At 58.7% G+C, this 16,505-nt stretch carries 17 protein-coding genes; 5 read left to right on the top strand and 12 right to left on the bottom strand.

Going from position 1 to position 16,505, the window contains the following annotated elements; all coding sequences use genetic code 11:
- Positions 1-100: 100 nt before the first annotated feature.
- The 3 genes from AC4ICF_RS18215 to AC4ICF_RS18205 are packed head-to-tail and all read left to right on the top strand — an operon-like array spanning position 101 to position 2,352.
- Positions 101-703, top strand: coding sequence for a non-oxidative hydroxyarylic acid decarboxylases subunit B (locus tag AC4ICF_RS18215; protein ID WP_116343462.1), 603 nt, complete (start codon positions 101-103; stop codon positions 701-703).
- Positions 693-2,120 (top strand): non-oxidative hydroxyarylic acid decarboxylases subunit C, encoded by a 1,428-nt coding sequence (locus tag AC4ICF_RS18210; protein ID WP_316380135.1) that lies wholly within the window; start codon positions 693-695, stop codon positions 2,118-2,120. The genes AC4ICF_RS18215 and AC4ICF_RS18210 overlap by 11 nt, the downstream gene beginning before the upstream one ends.
- Positions 2,121-2,130: 10 nt before the next feature.
- Positions 2,131-2,352 (top strand): non-oxidative hydroxyarylic acid decarboxylases subunit D, encoded by a 222-nt coding sequence (locus tag AC4ICF_RS18205; protein ID WP_003862116.1) that lies wholly within the window; start codon positions 2,131-2,133, stop codon positions 2,350-2,352.
- A 92-nt stretch (positions 2,353-2,444) separates the two neighbouring features.
- Here the strand turns inward: AC4ICF_RS18205 and mutS are convergent, their stop codons facing one another.
- Complete coding sequence (mutS, locus tag AC4ICF_RS18200; RefSeq protein WP_316380136.1) at positions 2,445-5,006, bottom strand: DNA mismatch repair protein MutS; 2,562 nt, start codon at positions 5,004-5,006, stop codon at positions 2,445-2,447.
- Positions 5,007-5,119: 113 nt separating this feature from the next.
- Positions 5,120-5,350, bottom strand: coding sequence for a SymE family type I addiction module toxin (locus AC4ICF_RS18195; protein WP_116343457.1), 231 nt, complete (start codon positions 5,348-5,350; stop codon positions 5,120-5,122).
- 175 nt (positions 5,351-5,525) lie between these two features.
- Between AC4ICF_RS18195 and AC4ICF_RS18190 the strand changes: the two genes are divergently transcribed.
- Entirely contained in the window at positions 5,526-5,870 is a 345-nt protein-coding gene (locus tag AC4ICF_RS18190) for a nitrous oxide-stimulated promoter family protein (protein WP_116343456.1), read from the top strand.
- A gap of 5 nt (positions 5,871-5,875) precedes the next feature.
- Here the strand turns inward: AC4ICF_RS18190 and AC4ICF_RS18185 are convergent, their stop codons facing one another.
- From AC4ICF_RS18185 to hypA, 10 genes are all read right to left on the bottom strand, one after another.
- Positions 5,876-7,096 (bottom strand): MDR family MFS transporter, encoded by a 1,221-nt coding sequence (locus AC4ICF_RS18185; protein ID WP_316380137.1) that lies wholly within the window; start codon positions 7,094-7,096, stop codon positions 5,876-5,878.
- 16 nt (positions 7,097-7,112) lie between these two features.
- Positions 7,113-7,874, bottom strand: a complete 762-nt coding sequence (gene eitC, locus AC4ICF_RS18180; protein ID WP_316380138.1) for a siderophore ABC transporter ATP-binding protein EitC — start codon at positions 7,872-7,874, stop codon at positions 7,113-7,115.
- Positions 7,874-8,911, bottom strand: coding sequence for a FecCD family ABC transporter permease (locus AC4ICF_RS18175; RefSeq protein WP_163330096.1), 1,038 nt, complete (start codon positions 8,909-8,911; stop codon positions 7,874-7,876). The genes eitC and AC4ICF_RS18175 overlap by 1 nt, the downstream gene beginning before the upstream one ends.
- Positions 8,911-9,909 carry a siderophore ABC transporter substrate-binding protein EitA gene (eitA, locus tag AC4ICF_RS18170; protein WP_316380140.1) on the bottom strand — a complete coding sequence of 333 codons (999 nt, stop codon included), beginning with the start codon at positions 9,907-9,909 and terminating at the stop codon, positions 8,911-8,913. Before eitA ends, AC4ICF_RS18175 begins: the two co-directional genes overlap by 1 nt.
- 153 nt (positions 9,910-10,062) lie before the next feature.
- Positions 10,063-12,135 carry a formate hydrogenlyase transcriptional activator FlhA gene (gene flhA / locus AC4ICF_RS18165; protein ID WP_316380141.1) on the bottom strand — a complete coding sequence of 691 codons (2,073 nt, stop codon included), beginning with the start codon at positions 12,133-12,135 and terminating at the stop codon, positions 10,063-10,065.
- Positions 12,136-12,199: 64 nt separating this feature from the next.
- Entirely contained in the window at positions 12,200-13,210 is a 1,011-nt protein-coding gene (gene hypE, locus AC4ICF_RS18160; RefSeq protein ID WP_316380142.1) for a hydrogenase expression/formation protein HypE, read from the bottom strand.
- Positions 13,207-14,328 (bottom strand): hydrogenase formation protein HypD, encoded by a 1,122-nt coding sequence (gene hypD / locus AC4ICF_RS18155; RefSeq protein ID WP_116343449.1) that lies wholly within the window; start codon positions 14,326-14,328, stop codon positions 13,207-13,209. The genes hypE and hypD overlap by 4 nt, the downstream gene beginning before the upstream one ends.
- A 2-nt stretch (positions 14,329-14,330) precedes the next feature.
- Positions 14,331-14,603, bottom strand: a complete 273-nt coding sequence (locus AC4ICF_RS18150) for a HypC/HybG/HupF family hydrogenase formation chaperone (protein ID WP_316380143.1) — start codon at positions 14,601-14,603, stop codon at positions 14,331-14,333.
- Positions 14,594-15,457, bottom strand: coding sequence for a hydrogenase nickel incorporation protein HypB (gene hypB, locus AC4ICF_RS18145; protein WP_316380144.1), 864 nt, complete (start codon positions 15,455-15,457; stop codon positions 14,594-14,596). Before hypB ends, AC4ICF_RS18150 begins: the two co-directional genes overlap by 10 nt.
- A 3-nt stretch (positions 15,458-15,460) precedes the next feature.
- On the bottom strand, positions 15,461-15,811 hold the full coding sequence (gene hypA, locus AC4ICF_RS18140; RefSeq protein ID WP_116343446.1) for a hydrogenase maturation nickel metallochaperone HypA: 351 nt from the start codon (positions 15,809-15,811) through the stop codon (positions 15,461-15,463).
- Positions 15,812-16,022: 211 nt separating this feature from the next.
- On the opposite strand from hypA, the gene hycA reads away from it, so the two are divergent.
- Positions 16,023-16,487 (top strand): formate hydrogenlyase regulator HycA, encoded by a 465-nt coding sequence (gene hycA, locus AC4ICF_RS18135; protein WP_116343501.1) that lies wholly within the window; start codon positions 16,023-16,025, stop codon positions 16,485-16,487.
- Positions 16,488-16,505 lie beyond the last annotated feature (18 nt).

Below are 16,505 nucleotides of genomic sequence, written 5' to 3'. Positions count from 1 at the left end.
GCAATTAGTGTGATCGTGTACGAACGATATTGTCAGTAGAGCGATCCGGGAGTAGTTTATCTACAACGTTCGTACACGAACAAATTGATTGGGGTGATGAATGAGATTGATCGTGGGAATGACAGGAGCAACGGGGGCTCCGCTGGGCGTGGCGCTGCTGCAGGCGCTGAGGGAAATGCCGGAGGTGGAGACCCATCTGGTCATGTCGAAGTGGGCAAAAACAACCATTGAGCTGGAAACGCCTTACAGCGTGCAGGACGTTGCTGCGTTGGCTGACGTTGTTCACAGCCCGGCTGACCAGGCCGCCACCATCTCCTCCGGCTCGTTTCGCACCGACGGCATGATCGTCATTCCCTGCAGCATGAAAACGCTGGCGGGGATCCGCGCGGGCTACGCCGAAGGGCTGGTGGGCCGTGCGGCAGATGTGGTGCTGAAAGAGGGGCGTAAGCTGGTGCTCGTTCCCCGCGAAACGCCGCTCAGCACCATTCATCTGGAGAACATGCTGGCGCTTTCCCGCATGGGCGTGGCGATGGTGCCGCCCATGCCTGCGTATTACAACCATCCGCAAACCGCCGATGACATCACCCAGCATATCGTGACCCGTGTGCTCGACCAGTTTGGTCTGGAGCACAAAAAGGCGCGCCGATGGAACGGGTTGCGGGAGGCGAAACATTTTTCACAGGAGAACAAAGATGGCATTTGATGATTTGAGAAGCTTCCTGCAGGCGCTCGATGAGCAAGGGCAACTGCTGAAAATTGCGGAAGAGGTGAATGCGGAGCCGGATCTGGCGGCGGCAGCCAACGCCACAGGCCGTATTGGCGACGGCGCGCCCGCGCTGTGGTTCGACAACATTCGTGGCTTTACCGATGCCCGCGTGGTGATGAACACCATCGGCTCGTGGCAGAACCACGCCATATCGATGGGGCTGCCAGCGAATACTCCGGTAAAAAAACAGATCGACGAGTTTATTCGCCGCTGGGACAAATTCCCCGTTACGCCGGAGCGCCGCGCTAACCCGGCCTGGGCGCAAAATACCGTCGACGGTGAAGACATTAACCTGTTCGATATCCTGCCGCTGTTTCGCCTGAACGACGGTGACGGCGGTTTTTATCTCGATAAAGCGTGCGTTGTCTCGCGCGATCCGCTCGACCCGGACCATTTCGGCAAGCAGAACGTCGGGATCTACCGCATGGAGGTCAAGGGCAAGCGCAAGCTCGGCCTGCAGCCGGTACCGATGCACGATATCGCCCTTCATCTGCACAAAGCGGAAGAGCGCGGGCAAGATCTGCCGATCGCGATTACTCTCGGCAACGACCCGATCATCACCCTGATGGGCGCCACGCCGCTGAAATACGATCAGTCTGAGTATGAAATGGCTGGCGCGCTGCGCGAAAGCCCGTACCCGATTGCCACCGCGCCGCTGACCGGCTTCGACGTGCCGTGGGGGTCTGAAGTGATCCTGGAAGGGGTGATTGAAGGCCGCAAACGTGAAATCGAAGGGCCGTTCGGCGAGTTTACCGGACACTATTCCGGTGGCCGTAATATGACGGTGGTCCGTATCGACAAAGTTTCTTACCGCACCAAACCGATCTTCGAATCCCTTTACCTCGGCATGCCGTGGACCGAGATTGACTATCTGATGGGACCAGCCACCTGCGTGCCGCTTTATCAGCAGCTGAAGGCGGAATTCCCGGAAGTGCAGGCGGTGAACGCGATGTACACCCACGGTCTGCTGGCAATTATCTCCACCAAAAAACGCTACGGTGGTTTTGCCCGCGCGGTCGGTTTACGCGCCATGACCACGCCGCACGGTCTGGGCTACGTGAAGATGGTGATTATGGTGGATGAGGATGTCGATCCGTTCAACCTCCCGCAGGTGATGTGGGCGCTCTCATCGAAGGTCAATCCGGCAGGGGATCTGGTGCAGCTGCCGAACATGTCGGTGCTTGAACTCGACCCAGGCTCCAGCCCGGCGGGCATTACCGACAAACTGATTATTGATGCCACCACGCCTGTTGCACCGGACACCCGTGGCCACTACAGCCAGCCGGTACAGGATCTGCCTGAAACTAAAGCCTGGGCTGAAAAACTGACCGCGATGCTGGCAGCACGCCAATAAGGAGGAAAAGATGATTTGTCCACGTTGTGCCGATGAGCATATTGAAGTGATGGCGACGTCACCGGTGAAAGGGGTCTGGACCGTTTACCAGTGCCAGCATTGTCTTTATACCTGGCGCGATACCGAACCGCTGCGTCGTACCAGCCGCGAGCATTACCCGGAAGCGTTCCGCATGACGCAGAAGGATATTGATGAAGCACCGCAGGTGCCGACGATCCCGCCGCTGTTGTAAAAAAAGCCCGGTGGCGCTGCGCTTACCGGGCCTACGGGTTTTGTAGGTCGGGTAAGGCGAAGCCGCCACCCGACAAAACAGACCGCAGAAAACTAAACCAGACTCTTCAACCGATAAATCCACTCCAGCGCCTGACGCGGCGTCAGTGAATCCGGGTCGAGGTTCTCCAGCGCTTCCACTGCAGGCGACGTTTCTTCCGCTGGCGCCAACAGCGACATCTGGGTGCCATCGATCTGCGTCGCTGCCGCATTCGGCGACAGGCTTTCCAGCTCACGCAGCTTCTGGCGAGCGCGCTTGATCACCTCTTTTGGTACCCCTGCCAGCGCCGCGACGGCAAGGCCATAGCTCTTGCTCGCCGCGCCATCCTGCACCGTGTGCATAAAGGCGATGGTGTCGCCGTGCTCAAGTGCATCAAGATGAACGTTAGCCACGCCTTCCATTTTATTCGGCAGCTGCGTCAGTTCGAAGTAGTGGGTGGCGAACAGCGTCATGGCCTTGATTTTATTTGCGAGGCTTTCGGCGCAGGCCCAGGCCAGCGACAGGCCGTCATAGGTTGAGGTTCCGCGTCCTACCTCATCCATCAGCACCAGGCTGTGCTCCGTCGCGTTATGCAGAATGTTAGCCGTTTCGGTCATCTCGACCATAAAGGTTGAGCGACCGCTCGCCAGATCGTCCGCTGCCCCAACGCGGGTGAAGATACGGTCGATGGGGCCGATCTCCACTTTTTGCGCCGGGACGTAGCTGCCGATATACGCGAGCAAAGCAATCAGCGCCGTCTGGCGCATGTAGGTACTCTTACCGCCCATGTTCGGGCCGGTAATGATCAGCATTCTTCTTTGTGGCGACAGGCTCAGCGGGTTGGCAATGAACGGTTCGTTCAGCACCTGCTCAACTACCGGGTGACGGCCTTCAGTGATGCGAATGCCAGGCTTGTCGGTAAAGGTTGGGCAGGTATAGTTCAGCGTTTCCGCGCGTTCTGCCAGGTTCACCAGCACGTCCAGCTCCGCCAGCGCGCTGGCGCTCAGCTGCAGGTCGGCCAGGTGCGGCATCAGCATGTCAAACAGCTCGTCATACAGCTGTTTTTCCAGCGCCAGGGCTTTACCTTTCGAGGTGAGCACTTTGTCCTCGTACTCTTTCAGCTCGGGAATGATATAGCGTTCGGCGTTTTTCAACGTCTGGCGGCGGACGTAGTGAATCGGCGCCAGATGGCTCTGCCCGCGGCTAATCTGAATGTAATAACCGTGTACCGCGTTATATCCCACTTTCAGCGTGTCGAGTCCAAGACGCTCGCGTTCGCGGATTTCCAGCTTATCGAGATAGTCCGTTGCGCCGTCGGCCAGCGCGCGCCATTCGTCCAGCTCTTCGTTGTAGCCCGGAGCAATCACGCCGCCATCGCGCACCAGAACCGGAGGCGCATCGATAATGGCGCGCTCCAGCAGTTCGCGAAGCTCGGTAAATTCGCCCATGGTTTCACGAAGTTTCTGTACCGGCGCGCTGTCAACGTCGCTCAGCTGAGCACGCAGCTCCGGCAGCTGCTGGAAAGCATGCCGCATCCGCGCGAGGTCGCGCGGGCGCGCGGTGCGCAATGCCAGACGGGCAAGAATACGTTCCAGATCGCCTACCTGACGCAGGACCGGCTGCAGTTCGGTATAGCGATCCTGCAACGCAGCAATCGTCTGCTGGCGGCAAACCAGCGTATCGGTATCGCGAATCGGCATATGCAGCCAGCGTTTCAGCATGCGGCTGCCCATTGGCGTCACCGTGCTGTCGAGCACCGACGCGAGCGTGTTTTCAACGCCACCCGCCAGGTTCTGGGTGATCTCAAGGTTACGGCGCGTGGCGGCATCCATGATGATGCTGTCCTGCTGGCGCTCCATGGTGATAGAACGGATATGCGGCAGGGCGGTTCGCTGGGTGTCTTTCACGTACTGCAGGAGGCAACCTGCGGCACACAACCCGCGCGGAGCGTTTTCCACTCCAAAGCCAATCAGATCGCGGGTGCCAAACTGCAGGTTCAGCTGCTGGCGGGCGGTATCAATTTCGAATTCCCACAACGGGCGGCGGCGCAATCCGCGACGGCCTTCAATCAGCGCCATTTCGGCGAAGTCTTCGGCGTAGAGCAGCTCTGCCGGGTTGGTGCGCTGCAGTTCGGCAGCCATCGTTTCACGATCGGCCGGCTCACTCAGGCGAAAACGCCCGGAGCTGATGTCCAGCGTGGCATAGCCAAACCCTTTGCCATCCTGCCACAGCGCTGCCAGCAGGTTATCCTGGCGCTCCTGAAGCAGGGCTTCATCACTGATGGTGCCTGGCGTGACGATGCGTACGACTTTGCGCTCAACCGGGCCTTTCGAGGTTGCCGGGTCGCCGATCTGCTCGCAAATAGCGACGGACTCGCCCTGATTCACCAGCTTGGCCAGATAGTTTTCAACCGCGTGGTGCGGGATACCGGCCATCGGAATGGGCTCGCCTGCCGATGCGCCACGTTTGGTCAGCGAGATGTCGAGCAGCTGCGATGCACGCTTAGCATCGTCATAAAACAGCTCGTAAAAATCGCCCATACGGTAAAACAGCAGGATTTCCGGATGCTGTGCCTTCAGCTTCAGATACTGCTGCATCATTGGCGTATGTGCGTCGAAATTGTCGATTGTGCTCATGGAGTTATGATGTCCATTTCTTTGAAAATAAACCGTTTTGAGCGGCTCAGTGGCCGTTTGTTCCTTCTATTGTCGCATGAAAAAAAGGTCCGGCGCAGAAAAATGTGGCGGCTTTACGAGGTGCCTTCCGACATTAATTCGATGACAATTTTTCCATGCTCTACGCCCACCCTGACCCGGGAGTTAGTGGTAAAGCCCGCTTTTTCAAGCCAGTCGCCTTTTAAGCTCAGCGCCGCATGTACGCTGTACCGCTTTGGAATCTTCGTTTTTCGATCCTCGTGACGTTTTCTGAAATATCCCACTTTTAAATGGCGGTAGGGTTTGCCGATCGCGATCTCTTTCATAGGGTCTCCAGACTATACGGACAACGGTCATTCCTGATACCTGTATAAAATACCAGTGATTTTTAGCGGGCGCAGGGATAATAGTGGAATCAGGCTTCAGAAAACGGAATGCAACACCTGAAATTCAGCGTGTAAAAGTGTACTATTGATGCATCTTATTGTTCGGTAAGTCGCTATGACCGGTAAACGCATATCACGTGAAAAAGAGACCATCGCGAAAATGATCGCGTTGTACGAAAAGCAGTGTCCACAGGCTTCTCAGGAAGCGGGGCATTATCGGGCGCTCAACGCGTATGCCGATAAGCGCCTGGATAAGTGTGTTTTTGGTGAAGAAAAGCCCGCCTGTAAACAATGCCCGGTGCACTGCTACCAGCCTGCCAGACGTGAAGAGATGAAGCAGATTATGCGCTGGGCAGGCCCGCGTATGTTATGGCGACACCCCATTCTGACCGTCCGTCATCTGATGGATGACCGTCGTCCGGTGCCGGAACTGCCGGAAAAGTATCGCCCGAAAAAATAAGCCGTTCAGCTTCGTAGCGGGCGGCAAATTACATTCATGGCCAGCGCGCTACAGAGTGGAAAGAGCGCCAGCAGCAGCCAGGGATACATTGCCTGCGTTGAAGGCACCAGCGCGCGATCCAGCAGGCTGCCAAACAACAGGTTTCCGGCCAGTACCGCAATGCCTCCGGCGGTGGAGAGTGCGCCGTAGTGCGCGCCCAGCGTTGATTCCTCGGCGAACCGCGGAATAAGATCTTTTGCCGACGGCACCAGCAGCATCTGTCCCAGCGTCAGCAGCGTGACAAACGAGACCGAGGGCAGAAGCCGCAGCCAGCCTTCAGGCGGTATTGTTGCCGCGAACATTGCCACGCTCGCAAAGGCGGCGGAAAGCAGCAAAAAGCCCACCGGCAGAATGTTCACCGCGCCCACGCGACGGGCGAAACGCGCCAGCGGCAGCTGTAAGGTAATGATCAGAACGGAGGCCAGCATAAAAAGCGGGCCGAGATCTTTCTCGTTACCGCCGGAGCGCTGGATCTCTACCGGCAGCGCCAGATAGAGCTGGTTGTAGCTTAACAGCCAGGTACTGTAGGCAATGATAAAGGCGACAAAGCGCGGCTGGCGGAACGTCGTCCACCAGGGCACTATTTTTATCTTCTGTGAACGGTGTCCTGCAGCAGGCAGACAGAAGTAAAGCACCACTAACGCAATGATAAAGACGCCTGCACCCGCCAGCGCCACCTGGCGGAAGCCAAGCCCCGTTAGCAGGGCGCCAGCAACCGGGCCCAGTACCGCGCCGAGCTCTCCGCAGACGGCAAAGAGCGCAAACCACTCCGCGCGGCTTCGTTTGCCTTTCGCCTCACTGTGCGTGCCCGCTTTTGCCAGCAGAGCCTCAATTGAGGGAGAAAATAACGCGCCACCGACGCCCGTCAGACACGCGCCCAGAATAATCGGCCACAGCGATCCCCCGAAGGCCAGCAGCAGATAGCCCGAAACACGAACTATACAGCCGCTGAGGATAACCACTTTCGCGCCAAACCGGTCCGAGAGTGCCCCGCCAACGATAAACATCCCCTGTTGCGAGAACGTGCGCAGGCCCAGGATCAGCCCGATAAGCCCGCCGGAGAGCAGCATGTCGTCGCGCAGAAATATTGCGAGGAAGGGAACGACGGCGTAAAACCCAATGTTAAAAACAAACTGACTACCCAGTAAAACGGGCGGCCAGAGCGTGGTGGCGGGGCGAAGGGACATTGTCGATCACTCGTTCCTACACGATAAAGTGAATGTGCTTTTTGCCATGGAACGGCGAGATCTCAATTTTGGTTTTGACTCTGAAGACGTCCCAGAGCAACGATTCGGATAAAATGTCCTGCGGTGTTCCGGTCGCCACAATTTGCCCTTTCTGCATCACAATCAGCGAGTCGCAGAACATTGAGGCGTGGTTGAGATCGTGAATGGCGACAATGCTGGTAACAGGTAATTCGCTGATCAACTGCATCAGCTGCATCTGATGATGGATGTCCAGGTGGTTGGTCGGTTCATCCAGCAGGATTTCGGTTGGCGTTTGTGCCAGCGCGCGGGCGATATGCACCCGCTGACGCTCTCCGCCGGAGAGGCTCAGCCAGCCCTGTTCGCTGCGGTCCAGCATATCGACACGCTGCAGAGCTGCGGTGACGGTGTCGTCATCTTGCGCGCTCCAGTTCGAAAAAGCGGAGTGGTGCGGAATACGCCCGAGTTTCACCACGTCGCGCACGCGCATATTGGCGTCGGTCATCCCGTGCTGCTCAACGAACGCCACCCGGCGGGCAAGCTGCTTTTTGGCGATGCGGGAAATGTCCTGCCCGTCCAGGGTCACGCTGCCCGCATCCGGGCGACGCAGGCCAGCCAGGATACGCAAAAGAGACGATTTGCCGCAGCCGTTAGGGCCAAGGAGACCCACGGTTTCGCCCCGGGAAACCTTCAGCGAGACGTCATTGACGATAACTTTTTTGCCGACCTTCCAGGTAATATTTTCAGCGCAGATACTCATCACTTATTCCTTGAACGGTAGATAATCACGGCAAAGAAAGGCACGCCCACCAGCGCGGTGACTACGCCGACGGGGAGGCTTTGCGGCGCAATCAGCATCCGCGAGGCGATGTCGGCCAGCACCATCAGGATCGCCCCGGCCAGCGCGCTGGCAATCAGCAGCGTGCGGTGCAGCGGCCCGAACAGGAAACGCATAACGTGCGGTACCACCAGCCCCACAAAGCCGATTGAACCCGCCATGCTGACAATCGTCGCGGTAATTAGCGCGGTAGTGGTAAAGAGCGTCAGGCGAACCCACGGGACGGCAATACCTAAAGAGGCCGCGGCGTCATCACCAAAGGTAAAGGCGTCCAGCGCCCGGGAATAGTAGAGGCAGACGGCAAGGCCCGCCAGCACGACAACCAGCGCCAGCTGGAATTCCGGCCATCGCACGCCGCTAAAGCTGCCCAGCAGCCAGAACATCACGTCGCGCGCCTGCTGGGCGCTGGCGGAGGTGCTGATGGTATAGGCGGTAATGGCGTTGAACAGCTGAGAGGCCGCAACCCCTGCCAGAATGGTACGTTCATTCCCCCCGCGCGCGCCGTTCGTCAGAAACGCGACAAACGCAAAGGCGGCGAACGCCCCGGCAAACGCGCCCGCAGAGAGCGATACCGCGCCGGTGCCGATGCCCAGAACGACGACCGACACCGCCCCGGTTGAAGCTCCCGCCGACACGCCGAGCACGTAAGGTTCCGCCAGCGCGTTTTTCAGCAGGCTTTGCAGCACGGCGCCGCAGATGGCTAAACCGGCCCCGCAGCACGCCGCCACCAGCGCGCGGCTCAGGCGGAAGTCCCAGATAACGCTCTCATAGATGCGGTTGAGCGGAACGTCGGTCAGCCCCAGCTTATTACCGATAGCATAAAAGACATTGGACAGCGGAATCGACAGCTCGCCGACGCTGACGCCAAGGGCAATCACCAGAAACAGCAGGATAACAGCAAGCAGAGCAGAAGTGGTCAGGATCAGGCCCTGGCGGGCCTGAAGTACGGCAACTGTCATCAGTTCAGCCCCAGCTTTCTGAGCTGCTCGCCCACCTGCTCAGCACCGTAAATCGTACGAATCGTCGGGTTCATCGCCTGACCGTCCATCACCACGATATGGCCTTTCTTCACGGCGTCCATCTGGCTGACGGCGGGATCGCTTTTCAGGAATTTGATTTTCTCTTCCGCGTTATCCAGCGCCCAGCGGTTGCGGTCCAGGCTGGAGACCACAATCACATCCGGATTAGCGGCAATAATGCTTTCCCAGCCGACGGTTGGCCATTCGGTCTCAGCGGTAATGGCGTTATGGCCGCCCAGCACGTTGGCAATAAAACCGGAGGCGCTGTTTTTCCCGCCGACATAGGCATCCGCCGAAGGCGAGGCGCTTGAGAACCAGAAGACAAACGAGAGATCTTTTTTGTTTTTACCAAATTCCTGACGCAGGTCGGCCTCGCGTTTTTTGAAATCGGCAATGACGGCCTGGCCGCGCGCTTCAACGTTGAAAATCTTCGCGAAATCTTCAATCTCTTTATAAAGGTACGTCATATCCCACAGCGTCTGGCGGCTGCCGTACATATCGCCTGCGGCCTTTTTGGTGGCGCACATGCCTGGTGATAAATAGCTGTTCACGCCGACGGTGGCCAGATCTTCACGTTTTGCGACCTTACTTTCCGGCCCGAGCAGCAGCGGCAGCTGGGCAGGAACAAAATCGGGATTTTGCGAAAGGATGGATTCAAGGGTAGGAATTTCAACCGTCAGGGTTTTGATTTTGGCATTCTGTTCCGCCAGCTGCGGCAGCACTTTTGTCGGCCAGAAGGCGCTGGCCTTCACCTTATCTTCAAGGCCCAGCAGGAGCAAAATTTCCACGGTGTTCTGGCCCAGGGCCACGACGCGTTCCGGCGCTTTAGCGAATGTCTCTTTGTAGCCACAGTTTTCAATCGTCAGAGGATATGTGGTTGCCAGAGCGGAACTGACCGACGCAATCGCCAGGCCTAACGCGCAGATGACCTTCTTCATGAAATGCTACCCTTCATTAAAATTATTTTTGATGCAAATGAAACGCATTATTAAGGCGGAATTTTATACAGAGGAAACGATTTTGTGTCAATGAGGGACAATTGCGCAGGGTAACAAAAGGCGGTGTCAGAAAAACACCGCCGGAATAAAGCCTTAAATGAGGCTCTCTTTATCAATCCCGAGACGCTTCATGCGCGACAGCAGGGTGGTGCGTTTTAACCCCAGCCGCTGGGCCGCCCCTTTCGGCCCGGCCACCACGCCGTTGGTCTCTTTGAGTACGCGCAGAATGAGCTGATATTCATCTTCTCCCTCTTTCGCTACCTCGGCGGCGGGTACGGTCACGTCAGGAAGGGCAATCTCCGGCAGGGAGAGCTGCAGCACGTTCCCGCGCGTCAGCAGCACCGCGCGCTCAATGACGTTTTCCAGTTCACGCACGTTGCCCGGCCACTCCATCGATGAAAGGGTGCGCAGCGTCTCGGCGGGAATGCTGTCGATGTTTCGCCCCATCCGGCGCGCGATTTTCGCGGTAAAGGCCTTGACCAGAAGGGGGATATCTTCCGGGCGTTCGCGCAGCGGCGGCAGGCAGATCGGAAAGACGTTCAGGCGATAGTAAAGGTCGCTTCTGAATTCGCGGTCGGTAACCATTTTTTTCAGATCGCGGTTGGTGGCGGCAATCAGGCGCACGTCGGTCTGGATAAGCTTGTTGCTGCCGAGGCGCTCAAACTCCTGCTCCTGCAAAACGCGCAGCAGCTTGGGCTGTAGCTCCAGCGGCATATCGCCCACTTCGTCGAGGAAAAGCGAGCTTTTATCCGCCAGCTCGAAACGTCCCAGGCGCTGGCTGCTGGCTCCGGTAAACGCGCCGCGCTCGTGGCCGAAGAGATCGCTTTCCAGCAGACCCGCTGGCATCGCCGCGCAGTTCATCTTCACCATGCGGCGGCTGTTGCGGTTGCTCAGGTTATGGATGGCGCGGGCAATCAGCTCTTTACCGGTACCGGTTTCGCCGAGGATCAGCACCGTGCTGTCGCTCTGTGCCACCATTTCCACCTGCTTGAGGACGCTGTACATGGCGTCGCTGCGCCCGATGATTTCGCCAAACTCGCTGTCCACGTTGTTGAGCTGCTCGGTCAGGGCCAGATTCTCGTCCACCAGCCGCTCTTTCAGGCGGTGGATCTCCTGATAGGCGAGGGCGTTATCCAGCGCGATAGAAATACGCTCGGCGATCTGGCGCAGCAGCTTCAGGTTGGCGGTGGTAAACACGGCTTCATCGCACTGCGCCAGTTTGAGCACCCCAAGCATGGTGCTGCCGGACATCAGCGGCAGCAGGCACAGGGTCTGAATTTTGTTGCCCCAGGTGTTAAACAGCATCCGCTCGTACGGCGCCACCGGATCCTGCTCGCTAAGGTTAAGCAGCAGGATCTCCTTGCTTTTAAACACCCGCTCAGAAAGGGTGCCCGCTTCGTCCACCTCGCTCTGCTCGTGCGCCGGGTTGGCCTCATCGAGGTAGTGGGTGGAATAGATGTTCAGCTTGCCTTTGCGGTTTCCGCGCAGCGCGATGCTGATGGCGTCGATTTTGAAATAGTGGTGGATCTCCTTCGAGACTTCGCTGACCAGCTCATCCATATCGAGACGCGACAGCACGGCGTTGGTGATGGCGACCAGAATACGAAAGTTGTCGCGCTCGCGGCTCAGCAGGTCGTAATCCACGTTATTGGTGACGCGGCTTTGGATCTGCTCCGCGACGACGGCCACGATCTGGGTAAAGGTATGCAGACGCTCGTACTCCGCCTCGCTCCAGGGCTGGTCTGTATTGCGGATAAACTCGCAGCCGCCAAAAATATGGCCCTCCGCCGCCAGCGGCAGCATGCCGTAATGACCGAAAGGCTGATAAAGATTGCTCTCTGCCAGCCGCGGCCACGCCATCCGAAACTCTTCAAAATTGCAGTGCAGCACTTCAGGCCGGGAGAGAATGCGGCGCACCGGGCCATGCGCCAGATACGTCTCGTCCTCGTACTCAAACGCTTTGCCATTATCGCGCGTTGAGTAGTAGCTCGCGCGGTGCGTTTCGCTATGCCAGAGCACAATCGCCGCGCTGTCCGCCAGCGCTGATTGCCTGACCAGCCGCGTCAGGGCATCGCTCAGCGCGCCGAGATCGGGCTGTTGTAAAAGTGTGCGCGTAATGTCAAACAGGCCCTGCTGTCCAAGATCGCTCATCGGTGTATACGGCATTATTGCTTTCCAATAGAAACTGGCAAAAAAGAGAGATTCAGTGCTGACCGCTTATGGCGCGGCTCTAGCAAATTCGGGGTAGCGGCTCAGCGTGCGGCAGGTCCAGCGTGCGCTTCACGCCATAAAGCCCGGCCAGGCGCACCCCTTTGCGCTCAACCACGTCGCCGATGATGGCCGCGTCTTTCCCTAAGGGATGCGCACGTAGCTGCTCAAGCACCGCCTCAGCAGCCTGGCGCTCCACGCCGATCGCCAGCTTGCCTTCGTTAGCAAAGTTTAGCGGGTCAAGCCCCAATAGCTCGCACAGCCCGCGTACGGCAGGCTTAACGGGCAGGCTGCGCTCGGTGAGTTCAATTCCGCACCCGCAGCTTGCGGCGAACTCGTGGACGACGGCATTCACCCCTCCACGGGTGGCATCGCGCAGGGCCTTCACGCCGGGAATGGCGCGCAGCGTCTGAATCAGCGGGGTGAGTACCGCGCAGTCGCTGCGAAGCTCGCCGTCCAGACCTAATCCTTCGCGCAGGTTAAGGATAGTCGCCCCGTGGCAGCCCAGCGTGCCGGTCACGATCAGCACGTCGCCGACGCTAAGCCGCTGCGCGCCCCAGTGAACGTCTGCGGGGATCGCCCCCATGCCGGCGGTGTTGATGAAGAGCTTATCGGCCGCACCGCGCTGGACCACTTTGGTGTCCCCGGTGACGATAGCGATCCCCGCCTCGCGCGCGGTGTGCGCCATGCTGTTCACCACCGCCGTGAGCGTTTCCATCGGTAACCCTTCTTCGAGAATAAATCCGCAGGAGAGGTAGCGCGGAATGGCGCCGCTGACCGCTACGTCGTTGGCCGTGCCGCAGACGGCGAGCTTGCCGATATCGCCGCCCGGGAAGAACAGCGGGTCAATCACGTAGCTGTCGGTGGAGAACGCCAGCCGATCGCCCTGTGCGGTGAGGGACGCGAGGTCAATGCGCGCCTGATCCTCCTGCTCGGCAAGCCAGGGGTTATTGAAGGCCTCCATGAACAGCCGGTTAATCAGCTGCTGCATCGCCTGTCCACCACTTCCGTGCGCCATTTCCACCGTGTTCATGCTTCACACTCCTGGTTGCGATACTGATACCACGCGGCGCAGGCTCCTTCGGAGGAGACCATCAGCGCGCCAAACGCGGTTTGCGGGTTACAGGTGTTGCCAAATAACGGGCAGTGATGAGGTTTGCATTTGCCGGTAAGCACCTCGCCGCAGCGGGCGCGGGGATCGTCGCACACCTGCTGTGGCTGTGGGCGGAAGTGCGCTTCGGCATCGAATGCGCGATAGGCAGGCGTCAGGCGCACGCCGGATTCGGCAATCAGCCCCAGCCCGCGCCACTCGCTGTCGCCCTCGACGCTAAACACGTCGGCTATAGCCTGCTGCGCCCGTTCATTTCCCGCATCGGGCACCACGCGGCGATACTGATTTTCCACCGCGCTCAGGGCCGCTATTTTCTGCTCAACCAGCATGGTCACACCTTGCAGTAGATCAAGCGGTTCGAAACCAGCGACCACTAACGGACGATTGTACTGTTCAGCGATAAAACCGTAGGCGTCTGTGCCAATCACCATGCTGACGTGGCCCGGTGCCAGAAACGCGTCGATGCCGTTGTCCGGCTCTTCCAGCAGGCTGCGCAGCGTGGGAATGAGCGTAATGTGCTGGCAGAAAAAGAAAAAGTTACCGACGCCGCGCGCTTTCGCCTGCTGCAGCGTGATGGCCGTAGCGGGCATGGTGGTCTCAAAACCCAGCCCGAAAAAGACGACCTTGCGCTCAGGGTTATCCATCGCCAGCGTCAGGGCATCCATCGGTGAGTAAACGATCCGCACGTCCGCCCCGCGCGCTTTCGCCTGCAGTAGCGAGCCGTTTTTCCCCGGCACGCGCATCGCGTCGCCAAAGGTGCAGAAAGTAACGTCGGGCTGGCCGGCAATTTCAATGCAGCTGTCGATGCGCCCCATCGGCAGCACGCACACCGGGCAGCCAGGGCCGTGAATAAACTCGATGTTCTCCGGCAGCAGCTGGTCGAGGCCAAATTTGAAGATGGCGTGCGTATGTCCGCCGCACACCTCCATGATCCGAAGCGGCTTTTCTTTCGTGTAGTCCAGCAGCGCCGCGCGCGTTTTCAGATGCCCGATAAGCTGCATCACCTGCTCCGGCGCGCGGTATTCATCAACGTAACGCATGATTACCTTTCCTCGCCGTACAGGAGCGCGCCCACGTCCGGCTCCACGTCAAACATGTTTTGCAGCGCGTCGAGCGTGTCGCGGGCTTCTGCTTCGTTAATCACGCTCATCGCAAAGCCTACGTGGACCAGCACCCACTGGCCGAGACGCGAGGCGCCGCTTTCATCGGTGCTGCCCACCAGCGTCAGGTCGACGTCGCGTAGGATGCCGCAAACCTCGACTTTGGCCTGATTGCCGTCAATGGAGTGGATTTGTCCGGGTACGCCTATGCACATCGTTCGCTCTCCAGCCAGTCCAGCCAGGCGTCCATCCCGTCGCCGCGCGTGGCGGAAACCAGCAGGATGTGAATGTCCGGGTTCACCTCGCGGGCATACGCCATGCACTTATCAACGTCAAAATTCAGGTACGGCAGCAGGTCGACTTTGTTCAGCAGCATGATGGAGGCGGCGGCGAACATGTGCGGATACTTCAGCGGCTTGTCTTCGCCTTCGGTCACCGAAAGCACCGCCACCTTGTGTCGTTCACCCAGATCGAAGCTCGCCGGGCACACCAGGTTGCCGACGTTTTCAATAAACAGGATGCCGTTATCTGCCAGCGGCAGGCGCGGGGCGGCGTCGGCAATCATCTGCGCGTCCAGGTGGCAGCCTTTACCGGTGTTGACCTGGATCGCGGGCGTGCCGGTTTCACGAATGCGCGCCGCGTCGTTAACGGTTTGCTGGTCGCCTTCGATCACCGCGCAGGAGACGCGTTCATTCAGACACTTCAGGGTTTCGGTAAGCAGGGTGGTTTTGCCGGAACCGGGGCTGGAGACCAGGTTCAGCACCAGCTGTTTGCGGGCGGCGAAGCGGGCGCGGTTGCGGGCGGCGATCTGGTTATTTTTGTCCAGCACGTCGAGCTCCACCTCCAGCATCTGGCGCTGGCTCATGCCCGGCGCGTGGGTGCCCGCTTCGCCGTGGCCGTAATGCAGGTCGCCCGCGTCGGAGCGCTGCGGTGCAAAGGTGATCCCGGTCAGGGCCGCCGCAGGACGCGGGGCGGGGGAAAAGGGCGCGGAGCGAAACGCGGAGTGGGGGCGGTGTTCATCCCCTTCTATATACAGGTTGCCTTCGGCGCAACCGCAGGTACTACACATACTTTACTCCTTCTCAATTTCGAGGCGTTGGATCTGCATGCCGTCATCCGCCACGATGCGCAGCCCGGCGCTCTGGCACTGCGGGCAGCGCTGAACCTTCGATGACAGCAGGGTGACGTACTGCTGGCACTGCTCGCACCAGCACTCCGCCTGCTGCTCTTCAATATGCAGCGCGCAGCCTTCCGCCAGCGTGCCGCGGCACACCAGCTCAAAGCAGAAGGCCAGGGCGCTGGTCTCGACGCAGGAAAACGCCCCGACCTTCAGCCAGACGCCGGTGACGCGTTTCGCGCGGTTTTGCACTGCCTGCTGTTCGATAAGCTCCAGAGCACGCTGGCAGAGGGTGATTTCGTGCATGACGCCTCCTCAATGAATTGCGCCATTGAATGCAATAACGGTGCCAGCTTGATTTTTGTTAAGGCGTGACGATGTCAACGCTGTCGAAATGACACGTCGACATCGCAGCGTTGACAGTGAATTTTTTGATAAAGGCATTGTAAATCAATTAATTAAAAACTGGCACGGAATCTGCTTAACAGCCGCTATCTCCATTAACCGGATACCTTTTATGACTATTTGGGAAATCAGCGAAAAAGCGGATTACATCGCGCAGCGCCACCAGCAGCTTCAGGATCAGTGGCACCTCTACTGCAACTCTCTGGTTCAGGGGATCACCCTGTCAAAAGCGCGTCTGCATCACGCGATGAGCTGTGCGGCGCAGGGCGATATGCGATTTGTCCTCTTCGGCCATTTCACGGTTTTTGTCACCCTGGCAGACAGCTTTAACAGCCACACCATCGAGTACTACGTCGAGAACAAAGAGGGTGAAAAACAGTGTATTGCGCAGGCCCAGCTGATGGCCGACGGCATGGTCGACGGCTACGTCAGCAACCGCGATCGCCAGCAGGTGCTTGAGCACTATCTGGAGAAAATCGCGCCGGTTTACAACGGTCTCTACGCCGCGGTTGAACACGACTTGCCGGTCGACCTGAAACAGCTGGTCGCGGGAAAGATTCCCGCTAACCCTGCCTGATAACCGTGTGTCGAAAAG

The organism is Enterobacter sp. ECC_219_Taxon_10, from assembly GCF_058354905.1.
The sequence above is the reverse complement of the archived record's forward strand: the minus strand, read 5'-3'. Positions and strand labels throughout refer to the sequence as shown.